Genomic DNA, 16,800 nt, shown 5'->3' with positions numbered 1-16,800 from the left:
GTGGGGGAGGAGGGGCGCGGGGTCGCCACCATCATCGAGATGGTCAACACGACTCGGCTCGACTGCGTCCTCGGCGGCGCGTCCGGCATGCGCCTCGGCACCATCCGGGCCGTCCACCACGCCACCCACCGGCGGGCCTTCGGCAAGGCGCTCGTCGACCAGCCGCTCATGCGCAACGTCCTCGCCGACCTGGCGCTCGAATCCGAGGCCGCCACCGCGGCCGCGCTGCGGCTGGCCGGAGCCACGGACCGGGTGGCGGGCGGGGACTCCGACGAGGCGGTACTGCGCCGGATCGCCCTGGCCGTGACCAAGTACTGGGTGTGCAAGCGGGCCCCGGGGCACGCCGCGGAGGCGCTGGAGTGCCTGGGCGGGAACGGCTACATCGAGGACTCGGGCATGCCGCGCCTCTACCGTGAGGCGCCGCTGTCCTCCATCTGGGAGGGCTCCGGGAACGTCGCGGCGCTGGACTCGCTGCGGGCGATGGCCCGGCAGCCGGAGACCGTCGAGGCCTACTTCGCCGAGGTCGGCCTCGCGGCCGGCGCCGACCGGCACCTGGACGCGGCCGTCGCCGGCCTGCACAAGCAGCTCGCCGACCCGGCCGAGGCGGAGTACCGGGCCCGGCAGCTCACCGAGACCATGGCCCTCGCCTTCCAGGCCGCGCTCCTCCAGCGCCATGCCCCCGGCGCCGTGGCCGATGCCTTCTGCGCCTCCCGACTGGGCGGCGAGCACGGAGGGGCGTACGGGACCCTGCCCACGGGGGTGGACGTCGAGGCCGTCCTGGGGCGGGCCCGGACGCAGGCCGCGGGGGGCTGAGGCGCCGTTCCGCCGCGGGCGCAACCGCAGGAGGCGATCCGCACGTCTCCACCGCCGACGGCGGCAAGGCGGCAGCAGCGGCGACAGGGGACCGGTATGGGACGCGGGCGCGGCGGAGCGGGGCTGAGAGCGGCCGCCGCGGCGGTGGCGGTGGCGGCGGGCGTGGCGGGCCTCGCGGCCTGTTCCCCGGAGGAGGAGCCGGCCGTACCGCCCACCGTCTCCTCCACCGCCGCCCCGCCGGGATCGACGGCCCCGACGGCGCCGACAACGCCGTCGTCCGCACCGCCGCCCACGGCGACGCCCGCCGTCCGCACGGGTGTGCCCTGGCACCTCGACCGGCTCGACCAGCGCACCGGCCCCCTCGACGGCCGGTTCACGGCGGCCACCGACGGCACCGGGGTCCGCGTGTACGTCCTGGACACCGGGCTCGACCTGAAGCACGCCGAGTTCGGCGGGCGGGCCGTCCTCGGCGCCGACTTCGTCGGCGACCCCGATGCCGGGGACTGCCACGACGGCGGCGGCCTCGGCCACGGCACGTTCGTCGCCGGCGTCATCGCGGGCCGGACGCACGGGGTCGCTCCCGGTGCGGAGCTCGTCCGGGTCCAGGCCATCGCCTGCGAGGAGGGGAGCGGGCCGGGCGCGCGCAGGGACGCCGGTCCGCCCGCCGGCCCGACTGCGGAAGCGGCCGTCATCAGGGCCGTGGAATGGGTCGCCGCCCACGCGCGGCGCCCCGCCGTGGTCAACATGTCGCTCAACCTGGCAGAGCGGTCCGCCGCCCTGGACGCAGCGGTCGAGCGACTGATCGCCTCGGGGATCCCCGTGGTGGTGTCCGCCGGCAACTTCGCCGACGACGCCTGCGCCCACTCCCCGGCCGGGGCCCGCGGCGCGATCGTCGTCGCCGCTTCCACGCGCGACGACCGCCACTGGACCGACGGCGGCAGCCACGGCTCCGGACACGGGGCGTGCGTGGACCTGTACGCTCCGGGCGCGGAGATCACCTCGGCGCTCGCCGGCGCGGGCACCGCGACCGCCGACGCCGCGGCGACCTCCTGGGCCGCCCCCCACGCCACGGGCGCGGCCGCCCTCCACCTCGCCACCCACCCCACCGCCACACCCGCCGAGGTCCGCGCGGCGCTCCTCGGCCGGGCGGTCCGCGACGCACTCGGCGGCGTACCCGCCGGAACCCCGAACCGGCTGCTGCACACCAAGGGCCTGTGACCGGGACCGGGGGCCCGCTCCGGGGGCGGTCATGCGCGGCGGAACGGCGCGGCGCCACCGCCAGGGGCCCCGGCTGGCCCTACTGTCTGCCGCATGGCTGAGACGTTCGACCACAACCCGCAGGTATGGACCGCCGGACGGCTGCGCGAGGCGCTTGCCGCCCTTCCCGACGAGACCCCGATCCACATCGGCGTCGCGGACAGCCCCGGCGATTTCGACAGTTACGGCGACCACGTGCTGGTGGCCGCCGAGCCGGTGGAGCTGGAGATCGAGGGGGAGGCGTGCGTGCAGTTCACCCTCTTCGCCGATGCCCTGGCCGGTGTCTACCACCGTGAGGTGGACTGACGGTGCCCGGTGCGGGCCCGGGTGCGGGCCCGCGCGCCGCCTCCGACGGGAAGAGCCGGGCCCGGCGACGTAGCCTGGTCTGAACGCCCGCCCGCGGACCCGGGGAGGCGGCGTATGACCGACCCGTTCGGATTCCTGCACACCGCGCGCAGCCCTGTTCCGCCCCGGCCCGCCGAGGAGCGGCTCGGGGACTGGCGCGAGGTGTACGCCGGGCAGGTCCTCCTGCCGCTGGTGTCCGCCCAGGCCAACCGCTGCATGGACTGCGGGGTGCCGTTCTGCCACGGCGCGTGCCCGCTGGGGAACCTGATCCCCGAGTGGAACGCGTACGCCGCCCGCGGCGACTGGCGGGCTGCCTCGGACCGGCTCCACGCCACCAACAACTTTCCCGAGTTCACCGGGCGCCTCTGTCCGGCTCCCTGCGAGGACGCGTGCGTGCTCGCGCTGGAGGGCGCCCCGGTGACCATCAAGAACGTCGAGCAGGCCATCGCCGACCACGCGTGGGAGAGCGGGTACGTCGGCGCGGCGCCGCCCGGAAGGCACAGCGGGCGGAGCGTGGCGGTGATCGGTTCCGGGCCCGCCGGGCTCGCCGCGGCGCAGCAGCTGACGAGGGTGGGCCACACCGTCGTCGTCTACGAGCGCGACGACCGGATCGGGGGGCTCCTGCGGTACGGCATACCCGCGTTCAAGATGGAAAAGTCCCACCTGGAGCGGCGGATCGCACAGATGCGGCAGGAGGGCACCGTCTTCCGCGCCGGCTGCGACGTGGGGGGCCGGGTGGATGCGGCCGAGCTGCGTCGGCGCCACGACGCCGTCGTCGTGGTGGGGGGCGGGGACACCGGGTCCGACTGCGTCGGGACCGCGCTGCGGCAGGGGGCCCTGTCGGTCGTCCAGATCGACATCAACCCCGAGCCCGGGAGCGAACGGGCCGGTCACGAGCCCTGGCCCGTGTACCCGAAGGTCTACCGGATCTCGCATGCGCACGAGGAGGCCCGCGGGCGGCAGGGAGCCGACCCCCGGCTGTTCGCCCAGGCCACGCTGCGGTTCGAGGGCGACCCCGGCGGGCGGGTGCGCGCCCTGCGCCTGAGCCGGGTCGAACCGCGGGACCGCAGCCCCGTCCCGGGGACCGAGCAGGTCGTCCCGGCCGAGCTGGTCCTGCTGGCGCTCGGCTTCTCGGGTCCCGAGCGCGGTGGCGGGCTGGAGCGGCAGCTGGGGCTGGTACGGGACGGCCGCGGCACCTTCGCCCGGGACGGCGCCTTCGCGGCGCCCGGTGCGGAGGGGGTGTTCGTCGCCGGCGACGCCGGGCGCGGACAGTCCCTCGTGGTGTGGGCGATCGCCGAGGGGCGGGCCGCGGCCGCCGCCGTCGACTCCTACCTGACCGGGCGGACCGAGCTGCCCGCCCCGGTGCGCGCCGACGACCGGCCGCTGACCGCCTGACCGGCACGGCACAATCGTCGGGTGACCGAAGACCCCCATCTGTGGCTGGAAGACGTGGAAGGCGAGTCCGCGCTGGCGTGGGTCGCCGCGCGGAACGCCGAGACCGCCGCCGTGCTCGCCGCCGACCCCCGGTACGACGCCCTGCGGGCCGAACTGCGGGAAGTCCTCGACGACGTCGAGCGGATCCCCTACACCGTCCGCCGCGGCGGCCACCTGTACAACTTCCGGCGCGACGCCGGCCGTGCCAGGGGCGTGTGGCGGCGTACGACCCTGGAGCAGTACCGCAAGGACGAACCGGCCTGGGAGATCCTCCTCGACGTCGACGCGCTCGCCGCGGCCGAGGGGGAGGAGTGGGTGTGGGCCGGCGCGTCCGTGCGCCATCCCGAGTACCGCCGCGCCCTGGTGATGCTCTCCCGGGACGGCTCCGACGCCGTCGTGGTGCGCGAGTTCGACCTGGAGCGCAGGGAGTTCGTCGAGGGAGGCTTCCGGGTCGCCGAGGCGAAGACGCGGATCGGCTGGATCGACGAGGACACCGTCTTCGTCGGGACGGACTTCGGGCCCGGCTCGCTGACCGCGTCCGGATACCCGCGCACCGTGCGGCGCTGGCGGCGCGGCACCCCGCTGGAGGACGCGCAGACCGTGTTCGAAGCGGAGGCCGGCGACGTGTCCGCCTCCGGCTGGCACGACCCGACCCCCGGCTACGAGCGGTCCTTCGTGTCGCGCTCCACGGACTTCTTCCGGTACGAGGTCCACCTGGTCGACGGCGAGCGGCTCGTGCGGATCGACGTGCCCGACGACGCCGGGAAGTACGTGTGGCGCGAGTGGCTCGTCGTCACCCCGAAGAGCCCGTGGCTCGGGCAGAAGGCGGGGTCGCTGCTCGTCTTCGACTTCGAGGCCTTCCTGGCCGGCGACCGTACGCCGCAGGTGCTGTTCGAACCCGACGGGCGGACCGCGCTCGCCGGGCACTGCTGGACCCGCCGCCATCTGCTGCTGGACACCCTCGCCGATGTCGCGACACGGCTGGAGGTCCTCACCCCCGGGCCCGGCGGGTGGAGCCGGCGGCCGCTCGCCGAGGTGCCGCCGCTGTCGTCGGCCGCGATCACCGACACCGACGCCTACGCCTCCGACGAGTTCTTCCTCGACGTGTCCGGCTTCCTCCAGCCGTCCACGCTCACGTACGGGCACATCGGAGCCGAGTCGGAGGTGCTCAAGCAGGCCCCCGCCCGCTTCGACACGGCCGGCCTGGCCGTGCGGCAGTTCTTCGCCCGGTCCGCGGACGGCACCGCCGTCCCGTACTTCGTCGTCGGCCCCGAGGAACAGGGCGGGCCCGGGCCCGCCCTGCTGTACGGGTACGGCGGCTTCCGCGACCAGCAGACCCCCGGCTACGACGCCGTCACCGGGCGCGCCTGGCTGGCCCGCGGCGGCACGTACGCCGTCGCCAACATCCGCGGCGGCTCCGAATACGGGCCCGAATGGCACCGGGCCGCCCTCGGCGCCGACCGGGTGCGGGCCTTCGAGGACTTCGCGGCCGTCGCCGCCGATCTCACCGCCCGCGGCATCACCACCCCGAGCCGGCTCGGCATCACCGGCGCCAGCAACGGCGGCCTCCTCATGGGCGCCATGCTCGTCCGCAACCCCGAGCTCTTCGGCGCCGTCGTCGCCCGCGTCCCCCTGCTGGACATGCTCCGCTACCACCGGCTGCTCGCCGGCGCCTCCTGGACCGCCGAGTACGGCGACCCGGACGACCCCGCCGACCGCCCCCACCTGGAGGCGATCTCCCCGTACCACAACCTCGCCGCGGACCGCCCCTACCCGCCGGTCCTTCTCATGACCTCCACCCGCGACGACCGCGTCCACCCCGGACACGCGCGCAAGACCGCCGCCCGGCTCCGCGAGCTCGGCCACCGGGTCCTCTTCCACGAGAACACCGGCGGCGGCCACGGCGGCGCCTCCGACCACGAGCAGGCCGCCGCGAACGAGGCACTCGCCTTCACCTTCCTGTGGCAGCACCTGGGGAACGCCGCCGCGACCTGACACCCGCGGCCGAAAACCCTTTGCCGGGGCCCTCGGGCGTCACCCACGATGAACGGCTGTGAGTACCGCCTTCCTGTCCCGGCTGCTGCCCGACCTCGCCCCCTGGCGCTCCAGCCGGGACTTCCGCACCCTGTTCTTCCAGGGTGCGATCACCTTCTTCACCTCGTTCATGGCGATGATCGCGCTGCCGCTGCAGATCAAGCACCTGACGGACTCGCCGCTCGCCGTCGGGGCCATGGGCGCGGTGGAGCTGGTCCCGCTCGTCGTCTTCGGCCTCTACGGCGGCGCGCTCGCCGACGCCCTCGACCGGCGGCGGCTCATCCTGCTCAGCGAGGCCGGGCTGGGCGTACTCGCGCTGCTCCTGCTCGTCAACGCCCTGCTGCCCGAGCCGCTGCTGTGGCCGCTGTACGTCGTCGCCGCCGGGGTCTCCGCCCTCGCCGGGCTCCAGCGGCCCGCGTTGGACTCGCTCATGGCGCGGATCGTGCCGCACGAGCAGATGACCGCGGCCGCCGCGCTCAACGCCCTCCGCTACCAGATCGGCGCCATCGCCGGACCCGCCGCCGCCGGCATCGTCGTCGCCTCCGCGGGCTACGCCACCGCCTACGCCGTCACCGTCGCCGGCTTCGCCGTGTCCGTCCTCCTGTGTACCCGGCTGGCGCCCGCCCCGCCGTCGCCCGGCGCGGAACGGCCCTCGCTGCGCGGGATCGCCGAGGGCGCCCGCTACGCGTGGAGCCGCCCGGTGCTCCTCGGAACGTACGCCGTGGACCTGGCGGCGATGTTCCTCGCCTTCCCCAACACGATCTACCCCTTCCTCGCCGACGAGCTCGACGCCGTGTGGGCGCTCGGCCTCATGTACTCCGCCGGCGCGGTCGGCTCCCTGGTGCTCGGCATGACCAGCGGCTGGACCTCCCGGATCCGCCGGCACGGCCTGTTCGTCGTGTGCGGCGCGGCCGTCTGGGGTGCGGCCGTCGCCGCCGCCGGGCTGCTCACGGACATCTGGCTCGTGCTGCTGTGCCTGGCCGTCGCCGGCGCCGGCGACATGCTCAGCGGGCTCGGCCGTGCGACGATCTGGAACCAGACCATTCCCGAGGAGCTCCGCGGACGCCTCGCCGGCATCGAGGTCCTCTCGTACAGCGTCGGCCCCCAGCTGGGCCAGGTCCGCGCCGGCGCCATGGCCGGCTGGACCGGTACCCGCTCGGCGTTCTGGGGCGGCGGGCTGCTGTGCGTCGCCGCCGTCGCCGCCCTGACGGCCCTCCTGCCCTCCCTCGTGACGTACGACTCCGCGACCGACGAGGACGCGCGCCGGCGGCGGGCGGCCCGCGAGGCCGCGGCGGCGGAGGAGCACGAGGCCGGCACCCCGGCCTGAGCGGGCGCGCGCCGGACGGGGGAGGCGTCCGGCAGGGGGCCAATCGAAGGGACTCCCCCCGGACATCCGGACCATTCGTTGCATCCGCCGCATCGCGTACCTATGGTCCACAGGCGTTCGACGTTGGCTTCCCACGCGACCACCGGAGGTCCGTATGCCCGTCCGCACATCCCCCTTGATCCTGGCGGCAGCCGCGCTGCTCTCCCTCGGGCTGCCGGCGGTGGCCGCCGACGCGGCCGAGGAGGCGACCTGCTTCGGCCGCACCGCGACGATCACCGGAACCGGGAAGATCACCGGCACTGAGGGCGACGACGTCATCGTCGGTTCGGCCGCGGCGGACACCGTCGACGGACTCGGCGGCAACGACCTGATCTGCGGCCTCGCCGGCGACGACACCCTGGCCGGCGGACTCGGCAACGACCAGCTCGACGGCGGCGAAGGCTCCGACGTCGTACGCGGCGACCTGATCGGCACCAGGAAGGACGTGGAGGGCGGCGGCAACGACATCGTGTTCGGCGGCCCGGGCGACGACCGGCTGGGCGGCGACAGCATCGCCTTCGGCGCCAGCGCCTCGGGCGGCGGCAACGACATGCTGTTCGGCGGCGACGGCAACGACGCCATCATCGGCGACAGCCGCGGCGGCATCAAAGCCTCGGGCGGCGGCAACGACGTCCTCGACGGCGGCGCCGGCGACGACGAGCTGACGGGCGACTCCTCGGCGGAGGCCACCGCCACCGGCGAGGAGTCGCCCGACCACTACCGGCGCCACCTCGCGGCCCGCCACGACCGCCAGCCCGGCGGCTTCGACCGGCGCACGCGCCGCGGCCACGACCGGGACCACCCACGCCTCAGGCGCGGCGGCGGCGGGGCGGCCGTTGTTGCGGCCCGTGTGCCGGATGGCGGGCATGGCGTGCTGGGCGCGGCGGCGGACGATCTGCTGATCGGGGACCGGGTGTGGTTCCGGCATGCGAAGGCGGGCGAGCTGTGCGAGCGGTTCGACGTGCTGCACCTGGTGGAGGGGGACCGTGTGGCGTCGGCGGTGCCGACGTACCGGGGCGAGGGCCGGACCTTCCTGTAGGCGGCCCCCGCGCCGGTACGTCCCTTCCCGGTACGCCCGGCCCCGCTACAGCGGCGTGACGTACGCCCCGGAGATGCCGCCGTCCACCAGGAAGTCGGTGGCGTTGATGAAGGAGGAGTCGTCGCTGGCGAGGAAGGCGACGGCGGCGGCGATCTCCTCGGCTTCGGCGAAGCGGCCGAGGGGGATGTGGACGAGGCGGCGGGCGGCGCGCTCGGGGTCCTTGGCGAACAGCTCCTGCAGCAGCGGGGTGTTGACGGGTCCGGGGCAGAGGGCGTTGACGCGGATGCCTTCGCGGGCGAACTGGACGCCGAGTTCGCGGGACATGGCGAGGACGCCGCCCTTGGAGGCGGTGTAGGAGATCTGGGAGGTGGCGGCGCCCATGACGGCGACGAAGGAGGCGGTGTTGATGATGGAGCCGCGGCCCTGGCGCTGCATGTAGGGGAGGGCGGCCTTGCAGCACAGGTAGACGGAGGTGAGGTTGACGTCTTGGACGCGCTTCCAGGCTTCGAGGCCGGTGGTGAGGATGGAGTCGTCGTCGGGGGGCGAGATGCCGGCGTTGTTGAAGGCGATGTCGACGGAGCCGTAGGTGTCGTAGGCGGTCCTGAAGAGGGCTTCGACGTCTTCGGGGGTGGTGACGTCGACCTTGGCGAAGGTGCCGCCGACTTCTTCGGCGGCGGCCTTGCCGGCGGTTTCGTCGATGTCGCCGCAGACCACGTGGGCGCCTTCGGAGGCGAGGCGGCGGGCGGTGGCGAGGCCGATGCCGCTGCCGGCGCCGGTGATGACGGCGGTGCGGCCGACGAGGCGGCGGCAGACGATCTCTTCGGTGGTCCGGTCGGTGGTCATGGGTTCAGGCCTCCGTGCTGATGAAGACGTTCTTGGTCTCGGTGAATGCGGTGAGGGCGTCGGGGCCGAGCTCCCGGCCGAGGCCGGACTGCTTGTAGCCGCCGAAGGGGGTCCAGTAGCGGACGCTGCTGTGGGAGTTGACGGAGAGGTTCCCGGCGGCGACGGCGCGCGAGACGCGCAGGGCGCGGCCGACGTCGCGGGTCCACAGGGAGCCGGAGAGGCCGTACTCGGTGGCGTTGGCGAGGCGGACGGCGTCCTCCTCGTCGTCGAAGGGGAGGACGACGGCGACGGGTCCGAAGACCTCTTCGACGGCGACGGGCGCGGTGGGGTCGGCGCCGGTGACGAGGGTGGGCGGGTACCAGAAGCCGGGCCCGTCGGGTGCGGTGCCGCGGACGGCGGTGAGGTCGTCGGGGACGTAGGACCGCACGCGGTCGAGCTGGGCCTGGGAGATGAGGGGGCCCATCTGGGTCTTCTCGTCGGCGGGGTCGCCGACGACGACGCCTTCGACGAGGGGGGCGAGGAGGTCGAGGAACCGGTCGTGGACGGTGCGCTGGACGAGGATGCGGGTGCGGGCGCAGCAGTCCTGGCCGGTGTTGTCGAGGAAGGACATGGGGGCGGCCGCGGCGGCGGCTTCGAGGTCGGCGTCGGTGAAGACGATGTTGGGGCTCTTGCCGCCGAGTTCGAGGGTGACGGGCTTCACCCGGGCGGCGCATTTGGCCATGACCTGCTTGCCGGTGCGGGTGGAACCGGTGAAGACGATCTTCGCGATGCCGGGGTGTTCGACGAGGGCGTCGCCGGCGGTGTCGCCGCGGCCGGGGAGCACCTGGAGGAGGTGTTCGGGGAGCCCGGCTTCGAGGGCGAGTTCGGCGAGGCGCAGGGCGGTGAGGGGGGTGGTCTCGGCGGGCTTGAGGATGACTGCGTTGCCGGCGGCGAGGGCGGGTGCGAGCCCCCAGGCGGCGATCGGCATGGGGAAGTTCCACGGGGCGATGACGCCGATGACGCCGAGGGGTTCGAGGAAGGTGACGTCGATGCCGCCGGGGACGGGGATCTGTCGGCCGGTGAGCCGTTCGACGCCGCCTGCGGCGTAGTCGAGGAGGTCGCGGACGTTGGCGGCTTCCCAGCGGGCGTTGCCGATGGTGTGTCCGGCTTCGAGGACTTCGAGCCGGGCGAGTTCCTCGGTGTGGGCGTCGACGGCGGCGGCGAAGCGGCGCAGCAGGCGGGCCCGGTCGGCGGGGGCGGCGGCGGCCCAGGTGCGCTGGGCTGCGGCGGCCCGGGTGACGGCGGCGTCGACGTCGTCCCGTGTGGCGGCCGGGACGGTGGCGACGGTCTCGCCGGTGGCCGGGTTGAGGACTTCCAGCGCGTCGGACACGTGGTGCCTTTCGGAGGGGCTTCGGTGGGTTCGGCGGGTTCGGGGTGGCCGGGGCGGGTCAGAGGCGTTCGAAGGAGCGGCGGCGTTCCCAGTCGGTGACGGCGGAGTCGTAGGCGTCGAGTTCGACGCGGGCCATGTTGAGGTAGTGGGCGACGACTTCGGGGCCGAAGGCGGCCTTGGCGATCTCGCTGTTGTCCCAGAGTTCGGCGGCTTCGCGCAGGGTGGTGGGGACGTGGGCGTAGTCGCCGGTGTAGGCGTTGCCGTGGCAGGGGTCGGGGAGTTCGAGGCCGTTCTCGATGCCGTGGATGCCCGCGGCGACGAGTCCGGCGACGGCGAGGTAGGGGTTGACGTCGCCGCCGGGGAGGCGGTTCTCGAAGCGGGTGGAGCGGCCGTGGCCGACGACCCGGAGGGCGCAGGTGCGGTTGTCGTGGCCCCAGGCGACGGCGGTGGGGGCGAAGGAGCCGGGGCGGAAGCGCTTGTAGGAGTTGATGTTGGGGGCGTAGAGGAGGGAGAAGTCGCGGAGTGCGGCGAGCTGGCCGGCGAGGAAGTGGCGCATGAGGGGGGACATGCCGTCGGGGCCGTCGCCCGCCATGGCGTTGCGTCCCTCGGAGTCGGTGAGGGAGAGGTGGATGTGGCAGGAGTTGCCCTCGCGCTCGTCGAACTTGGCCATGAAGGTGAGCGAGACGCCTTCCTGTGCGGCGATCTCCTTGGCGCCGGTCTTGTAGACGGCGTGCTGGTCGCAGGTGGTGAGTGCCTCGTCGTAGCGGAAGGCGATCTCGTGCTGGCCGAGGTTGCACTCGCCCTTGGCGGATTCGACGGTGAGTCCGGCACCCTGCATGTCGTTGCGGATGCGGCGGAGCAGGGGCTCGATGCGGCCTGTGCCGAGGACCGAGTAGTCGGTGTTGTACTGGTTGGCGGGGGTCAGCGAGCGGTAGTCGGCGTTCCAGGCCTGTTCGTAGGTGTCCTTGAAGACCATGAACTCCAGCTCGGTGCCGACCATGGCGGTGTGGCCGTGTCCGGCGAGGCGGTCGAGCTGGCGGCGGAGGATCTGGCGGGGGGCTGCCGCGACCGGCGTGCCGTCGTTCCAGGCGAGGTCGGCGAGGAGGAGGGCGCTGCCGGGGTGCCAGGGGATGCGGCGCAGGGTGGCGGTGTCGGGGCGCATGGCGAAGTCGCCGTAGCCGCGCTCCCAGGAGGACATCTCGTAGCCGTCGACGGTGTTCATGTCGGTGTCGACGGCGAGGAGGTAGTTGCAGCCCTCCGTGCCGTGTTCGAGGACCTCGTCGAGGAAGAACTGTGCGGCGAACCGCTTGCCCTGGAGGCGTCCCTGCATGTCGGGGAAGGCGAGGACGACGGTGTCGATCTCGCCGCTCGCGACGAGGGCGCGGAGCTCCTCGGGGGCGAGCGGCGGCGTGCGGTCTACCACGGGGATCTCTCCTTCGGTGAGCCGAGGGGGCCTAAGGTATTGAAAAGAACCATTGCTTGGGAAGGGGAGGGGCCGAGATGGCCGACACGGCGAGCGGGGGCGGCGCGATGGCGCGGCTGAACCCGGTCCTGCGGCAGGTGCGGGCGGGCAGCGGCTTCGAGGAGGCCCTGGAGCAGATCCTGCAGGTGGTCCGGCTGGGCCTGGTGCCGGCCGGGGAGCGGCTGCCGCCGGAGCGGGAGCTGGCGGAGCGGATGGGCATCAGCCGGGTCACGCTGCGCGAGGTCCTCAAGGTGCTCCAGGAGCAGGGGCTGCTGGAGGCGCGGCGGGGCCGGTACGGGGGGACGTTCGTACTGCCGCGCCCGGACGCCCCGGCGGGCGGCGGCGAGGACGAGCTGCGCCGGCGCGTGGCGGGGGTCGATTTGGAGGACGTGCTGCGCTTCCGCGAGGTACTGGAGGTGGGGGCGGCCGGGCTGTGCGCCGCGCAGGGGCTGCCGGAGGAGGAGGCCGAGCGGCTGCTCGCGGCGCTGGCGGCCACGCAGGACGCGCCGCTGGCGGACTACCGCCGCCGGGACACGCTCTTCCACCTGGCGCTGTGCGAGCTGGCGGGCTCGCCGACCCTGACGGCGCAGTACGCGGCCGTCAGGGCCTCCCTCAACGACCTGCTGGACTGCATACCCCTGCTGGTGCGGAACCTGGAGCACTCGCAGCAGCAGCACGCCGCCCTGGTGGAGGCGGTCCTGGAGCGGGACGCGGACGCGGCCCGCGAGGTGATGCGGGAGCACTGCTGCGGCACGGCCGCGCTGCTGCGCGGCTTCCTGGCCTGAGGGCGCTCGCCTCCGGCCCGGCCCGCTCGTTTTGCGCAGGGGTCTTGCGCATCCCGCACTCCTGCGGCAAAGGTACGCGGCACAACCATTGTCCTGGGCAGCGGGAGCGCACATGGCCGAAGACACCGGGGCACGGCTGGACGCCGCCGTGCCGCAGACCGCCCGATCCGCCGCCGGGGGCGGCGACGCCTACCTGGAGCGCCGCGCCCTGCGCCGCGGCAGCGCCGGCTGGCTGCTGCTGACCGGCCTCGGCGTCGCGTACGTCGTCTCCGGAGACTTCTCCGGCTGGAACGTCGGCCTCGCCCAGGGCGGCTTCGGCGGCCTGGCCGCCGCCACGGTCCTGATGGGCGCCATGTACGCCTGCCTGGTCTTCTCCCTGGCCGAGCTGTCGGCCATCCTGCCGACGGCGGGCGGCGGCTACGGCTTCGCCCGGCGCGCCCTCGGCCCGTGGGGCGGCTTCCTGACCGGCACCGCGATCCTCATCGAGTACGTGCTCGCGCCCGCCGCGATCTCCATCTTCATCGGCGACTACGTCGAGTCGCTGCACCTCTTCGGCCTGACCTCCGGCTGGCCCGTGTACCTGGCCTGCTTCGCGGTGTTCATCGGCATCCACCTGTGGGGCGTCGGCGAGGCGCTGCGCTTCTCCCTCGTCGTCACCGCGGTGGCCGTGACGGCGCTGGTGGTGTTCGCCGCGGGCGCGTTCACCGAGTTCGACGCCTCGCGGCTGGACGACATCGCCGTGGACACCACCGCGTTCGGGGCCAACTCGTGGCTGCCGCTGGGGCTGCTGGGGATCTGGGCGGCGTTCCCGTTCGGCATGTGGTTCTTCCTCGGGGTCGAGGGGGTGCCCCTGGCGGCCGAGGAGGCCAAGGACCCGGTCCGCTCGATGCCGCGGGCGCTGTCGATCTCGCTGGGCGTCCTGGTGCTGCTGGCGCTGCTGACCTTCCTCGCCTCGACGGGGGCGCGCGGCGCCGACGCGATCAAGGACGCAGGGAACCCGCTGGTGGTGGCGCTGGAGGGCAACCCCGGCCTGTCGTGGCTGAAGACGTTCGTCAACTACGCGGGCCTCGCCGGCCTGGTGGCGTCGTTCTTCTCCCTCATCTACGCCGGCTCGCGCCAGCTGTTCGCCCTGTCGCGGGCGGGCTACCTGCCCCGCTTCCTGTCGCTGACCTCCCGCCGCAAGGCCCCCTACGCGGGGCTGCTCATCCCGGGCGCGATCGGCTTCGCGCTGGCCGCGGCGACGGGCGACGGGCCGCGGATGCTGAACATCGCGGTGTTCGGCGCGACGATCTCCTACGCGCTGATGGCCCTGTCCCACATCGTGCTGCGGCGCCGCGAGCCGCACCTGGAGCGCCCGTACCGGACGCCCGGCGGCACCGCGACCTCGGCCACGGCGTTCGTCCTCGCGCTGGCGGCGCTCACGGCCACCTTCCTGGTGGACAAGGACGCCGCCTTCATCGCCCTGGGTGTGTACGCCGTCGCCCTCGCCTACTTCGCGTTCTACAGTCGGCACCACCTGGTGGCCTCCGCGCCGGAGGAGGAGTTCGCCGCGCTGGCCCGCGCCGAGGCCGAGCTGGCCCGGGACTGACCGCCGGTCCCGCCGGTCCCGCCGGTCCCGCCGCTCGCCCCGCTCCCCCGTTCGACCGACCCGCCACCGGAGGTTGCCCCCGTGCCCAGGCCGCTCATCGGCATCACGACCTACGTCGAGGAATCCGCCCGCTACCGCGTGTGGGACGTCGCCGCGTCCCTCGTGCCCTGCGGTTACCACGAGCTCGTCCAGGCGGCGGGCGGCGCGGCCGTGCTGCTCCCGCCGGACGGCGCACCCGGGGCCGCGGCGGAGGTGCTGGGCCGGCTGGACGGCCTGGTCGTCGCGGGCGGCCCGGACGTGGACCCGGCCCGCTACGGCGCGCTGCGCGACCCGCGCACGGGTCCGGCCCAGAAGGTGCGGGACGAGTGGGAGCTGGCCCTGATCGGGGCGGCGCTCGATGCGGGCATGCCGCTGCTCGGCATCTGCCGAGGCATGCAGGCGCTGAACATCGCCCTCGGCGGCACCCTGGTGCAGCACATCGACGGGCACATGCACCGTCCGGGCGTCATGTCCCGGCACCCGGTCCGCCCGGTCCCCGGGACGCGCTACGCGGCGCTCGTCCCGGAGGATGCGGAGGTGCCCACCTACCACCACCAGGCCGTCGACCGGCTGGGCCGGGGCCTGGTCGCGTCGGCGCACGCGGTCGACGGCACGGTCGAGGCGGTCGAACTGCCCGACCCCGGCCGCTGGGTGCTCGGCGTGCAATGGCATCCGGAGCAGGACACGGACACCCGGGTGGTGGGCGCGCTCGTCGGGGCAGCGGCCGACCGCACGCCCGCCACCGTGCGCTGAGCGGCGGCCGGTCCGGCCCGCCGGCGCCGACGTGCGGGCCGCCCGGCGGGTCGGAAGACTGGAGGCATGATGAACAAGGCTGTGCTGGAAGGCGGGCCGTCGGACCTGTCCGAGCGGGTCGTCGACGCCCCCTCTCCCGGCGAGGACGTGAAGGTCCCGCACCGCGGCGGGTACGAGCACTTCCGTGCCACGGCGCGCCGGCAGGACGGCCCTGAGGGCAGCCTGCCCGTGTTCGAGTGGTGGGAACGGACCGAGATCGCAGAGTGACGGGGCGCGCCATGACACACACCGCGCAATGGACGGTCGGGGTCTCGCTCACGGAGGAGGGCGGGACGACCCGCGCCCGCGCCGTGCTGGACACGGGGACGGCGCAACTGGTCGGCCGCGGCTCGGCGCGCTGCAACCCGGAGGACGTCGAGGTTCCGGCGATCGGCGACGAACTCGCGGCGAGCCGGGCCATGCGGGACCTGGCGGGGCAGCTGATGCGGGCCGCCGACCGGGATCTGGCGGCGATGGGCGCCGTACCGGAGCCGCCGCGCACCGGCTACGGGTGGCCGCAGGACGCGGACGACCCGACGCGGCGCGGCCGCTGACGCGCCCCGGGGCCGGTGCGTACGGGCCGGCCGGTCAGGGCCGGACGCGGGTGAGCGACAGCAGGTCCCGGGCCGGGCCCGCCGGGCGGGAGCCGGCGGGCCACACCGCCCGCAGGGCCCGGCCCAGGGCGGCGCCCGAGACGGGGACCTGCACCAGGCGGCGGGCGGCGAGCTCGTCGCCGAGGGCGAGTTCGGACAGGACGCAGGGGCCGGCGCCGCTGACGGCCGCCGCCTTGACGGCGGTCGTGGAGGCCAGTTCGAGCAGCGGCGCGGCCAGCCCGCCGCAGTCGGCCAGTGCGCCGTCGAGCACCTGCCGGGTGCCCGAGCCGCGCTCGCGGAGGATGAGCGGGGTCGAGGCCAGTTCGGCCGCCGCCACGCCCCTGGTGCGGCGCGCCCACGGGTGCTCCGGGGCCACGGCGACCACGAGCCGGTCCTCGGCGATCACCGCCGAGTCCAGCCCGTCGGGGACGGTCAGGCCCTCGACGAAACCGAGGTCCGCGTCGTGCGCGAGGACCCGCCGCGCGACCAGCGCCGAGTTCCCGGCCTGGAGGGAGACGGCGGTGCCGGGCCGCTGCCCGCGCAGGGCGATCAGCCAGCCGGGCAGCAGGTACTCGGCGATGGTCATGCTGGCGGCCACGCGCAGCCGCGAGTCGCGGCGCCCGCGCAGGGCCTGCGCGCCGGCGTCGAAGGCCTCGGCGGCCTCCACCACCCGGCGGGCCCAGTCGGTGACGAGCGCGCCCTGCGCGGTCAGGGTGGAGCCGCGGGGCGAGCGGTCGACGAGGGCGACGCCGAGCCGGGCCTCCATCGCGCGGATCCGGCTGCTGGCCGCGGGCTGTGTGATGCCCATGTGCTTGGCGGCTCCGCTGAGGCTGCCCAGGCGCGCGACGGCGAGCAGCAGCTCCAGCGCGCCCAGGTCCGGCACCCGGTGCACCAGCGGAACCCACTCCTCGTCACCCATAAAGTCAGTTTATGGCCTTATAGGTGCGCGGCCTCTGCCGCCCGGGGTGCGGCCGGGCGAGGCTGGGGCACATGGCCAGCACCACAGCCCCTCCCCGCGCCTCCGCCACCCGGACCGCGCCC

General features: G+C 74.6%; 15 protein-coding genes and 1 pseudogene. 12 read left to right on the top strand and 4 right to left on the bottom strand.

All coding sequences use genetic code 11. The features are described from left to right. The 7 genes and pseudogenes from EF903_RS14695 to EF903_RS36110 all read left to right on the top strand — a co-directional run. A partial coding sequence (locus tag EF903_RS14695; RefSeq protein ID WP_260615306.1) for an acyl-CoA dehydrogenase family protein occupies nt 1-813 on the top strand: 813 nt, incomplete at its 5' end. Between the two features lie 96 nt (nt 814-909). Then, on the top strand, nt 910-2,031 hold the full coding sequence (locus tag EF903_RS14690) for a S8 family peptidase (protein WP_125543670.1): 1,122 nt from the start codon (nt 910-912) through the stop codon (nt 2,029-2,031). 93 nt (nt 2,032-2,124) lie between these two features. Continuing rightward, nucleotides 2,125-2,376: a DUF6225 family protein gene (locus tag EF903_RS14685; protein WP_125543669.1), complete on the top strand. Its 252-nt coding sequence runs from the start codon at nt 2,125-2,127 to the stop codon at nt 2,374-2,376. 114 nt (nt 2,377-2,490) lie between these two features. After that, nucleotides 2,491-3,810: a glutamate synthase subunit beta gene (locus tag EF903_RS14680; RefSeq protein WP_125543668.1), complete on the top strand. Its 1,320-nt coding sequence runs from the start codon at nt 2,491-2,493 to the stop codon at nt 3,808-3,810. Nucleotides 3,811-3,831: 21 nt separating this feature from the next. Next, the gene (locus tag EF903_RS14675; protein ID WP_125543667.1) at nt 3,832-5,844 is read left to right on the top strand and encodes a prolyl oligopeptidase family protein; all 2,013 of its coding nucleotides are present in this window, start codon (nt 3,832-3,834) and stop codon (nt 5,842-5,844) included. Nucleotides 5,845-5,902: 58 nt separating this feature from the next. Further along, a complete protein-coding gene (locus EF903_RS14670) occupies nt 5,903-7,210 on the top strand; it encodes an MFS transporter (RefSeq protein WP_260615301.1) in 1,308 nt (435 codons plus the stop codon). 154 nt (nt 7,211-7,364) lie between these two features. Next, a pseudogene (locus EF903_RS36110) lies at nt 7,365-7,922 on the top strand (calcium-binding protein); the annotation flags it as partial. Nucleotides 7,923-8,333: 411 nt separating this feature from the next. Here the strand turns inward: EF903_RS36110 and EF903_RS14660 are convergent. From EF903_RS14660 to EF903_RS14650, 3 genes are read right to left on the bottom strand one after another with little or no spacing between them, the layout of a single operon-like run. Further along, nucleotides 8,334-9,131: a 3-oxoacyl-ACP reductase gene (locus tag EF903_RS14660; RefSeq protein WP_125543665.1), complete on the bottom strand. Its 798-nt coding sequence runs from the start codon at nt 9,129-9,131 to the stop codon at nt 8,334-8,336. Between the two features lie 4 nt (nt 9,132-9,135). After that, nucleotides 9,136-10,500 (bottom strand): aldehyde dehydrogenase, encoded by a 1,365-nt coding sequence (locus EF903_RS14655; RefSeq protein ID WP_125543664.1) that lies wholly within the window; start codon nt 10,498-10,500, stop codon nt 9,136-9,138. 58 nt (nt 10,501-10,558) lie between these two features. Beyond that, a complete protein-coding gene (locus EF903_RS14650; protein ID WP_125543663.1) occupies nt 10,559-11,923 on the bottom strand; it encodes a glutamine synthetase family protein in 1,365 nt (454 codons plus the stop codon). A gap of 77 nt (nt 11,924-12,000) precedes the next feature. Between EF903_RS14650 and EF903_RS14645 the strand changes: the two genes are divergently transcribed. From EF903_RS14645 to EF903_RS14625, 5 genes are all read left to right on the top strand, one after another. Further along, complete coding sequence (locus EF903_RS14645; protein ID WP_125543662.1) at nt 12,001-12,747, top strand: FadR/GntR family transcriptional regulator; 747 nt, start codon at nt 12,001-12,003, stop codon at nt 12,745-12,747. Nucleotides 12,748-12,859: 112 nt separating this feature from the next. After that, on the top strand, nt 12,860-14,335 hold the full coding sequence (eat, locus tag EF903_RS14640; RefSeq protein ID WP_125543661.1) for an ethanolamine permease: 1,476 nt from the start codon (nt 12,860-12,862) through the stop codon (nt 14,333-14,335). Nucleotides 14,336-14,416: 81 nt separating this feature from the next. After that, nucleotides 14,417-15,127 (top strand): gamma-glutamyl-gamma-aminobutyrate hydrolase family protein, encoded by a 711-nt coding sequence (locus EF903_RS14635; RefSeq protein WP_125543660.1) that lies wholly within the window; start codon nt 14,417-14,419, stop codon nt 15,125-15,127. A gap of 66 nt (nt 15,128-15,193) precedes the next feature. Then, nucleotides 15,194-15,394 carry a DUF5988 family protein gene (locus EF903_RS14630; protein WP_399420859.1) on the top strand — a complete coding sequence of 67 codons (201 nt, stop codon included), beginning with the start codon at nt 15,194-15,196 and terminating at the stop codon, nt 15,392-15,394. A gap of 11 nt (nt 15,395-15,405) precedes the next feature. Further along, nucleotides 15,406-15,720 (top strand): DUF1876 domain-containing protein, encoded by a 315-nt coding sequence (locus EF903_RS14625; protein WP_125543659.1) that lies wholly within the window; start codon nt 15,406-15,408, stop codon nt 15,718-15,720. 34 nt (nt 15,721-15,754) lie between these two features. Here EF903_RS14625 and EF903_RS14620 read toward each other — a convergent pair whose 3' ends face one another. Further along, complete coding sequence (locus tag EF903_RS14620) at nt 15,755-16,678, bottom strand: LysR family transcriptional regulator (RefSeq protein ID WP_125543658.1); 924 nt, start codon at nt 16,676-16,678, stop codon at nt 15,755-15,757. Nucleotides 16,679-16,800: the final 122 nt, after the last annotated feature.

The organism is Streptomyces sp. WAC05292 (assembly GCF_003949955.1).
Lineage (GTDB): Bacteria > Actinomycetota > Actinomycetes > Streptomycetales > Streptomycetaceae > Streptomyces > Streptomyces globosus.
This window is presented reverse-complemented; position numbering and strand designations above follow the sequence as displayed.

What these genes read in the sequence shown, in the direction of transcription:
- EF903_RS14660 (WP_125543665.1), bottom strand. Translation starts at nt 9,131, where the DNA reads ATGACCACCGACCGGACCACCGAAGAGATCGTCTGCCGCCGCCTCGTC.
- EF903_RS14680 (WP_125543668.1), top strand. Translation starts at nt 2,491, where the DNA reads ATGACCGACCCGTTCGGATTCCTGCACACCGCGCGCAGCCCTGTTCCG.
- EF903_RS14645 (WP_125543662.1), top strand. Translation starts at nt 12,001, where the DNA reads ATGGCCGACACGGCGAGCGGGGGCGGCGCGATGGCGCGGCTGAACCCG.
- EF903_RS14685 (WP_125543669.1), top strand. Translation starts at nt 2,125, where the DNA reads ATGGCTGAGACGTTCGACCACAACCCGCAGGTATGGACCGCCGGACGG.
- EF903_RS14690 (WP_125543670.1), top strand. Translation starts at nt 910, where the DNA reads ATGGGACGCGGGCGCGGCGGAGCGGGGCTGAGAGCGGCCGCCGCGGCG.
- EF903_RS14625 (WP_125543659.1), top strand. Translation starts at nt 15,406, where the DNA reads ATGACACACACCGCGCAATGGACGGTCGGGGTCTCGCTCACGGAGGAG.
- EF903_RS14620 (WP_125543658.1), bottom strand. Translation starts at nt 16,678, where the DNA reads ATGGGTGACGAGGAGTGGGTTCCGCTGGTGCACCGGGTGCCGGACCTG.
- EF903_RS14630 (WP_399420859.1), top strand. Translation starts at nt 15,194, where the DNA reads ATGATGAACAAGGCTGTGCTGGAAGGCGGGCCGTCGGACCTGTCCGAG.
- eat (WP_125543661.1), top strand. Translation starts at nt 12,860, where the DNA reads ATGGCCGAAGACACCGGGGCACGGCTGGACGCCGCCGTGCCGCAGACC.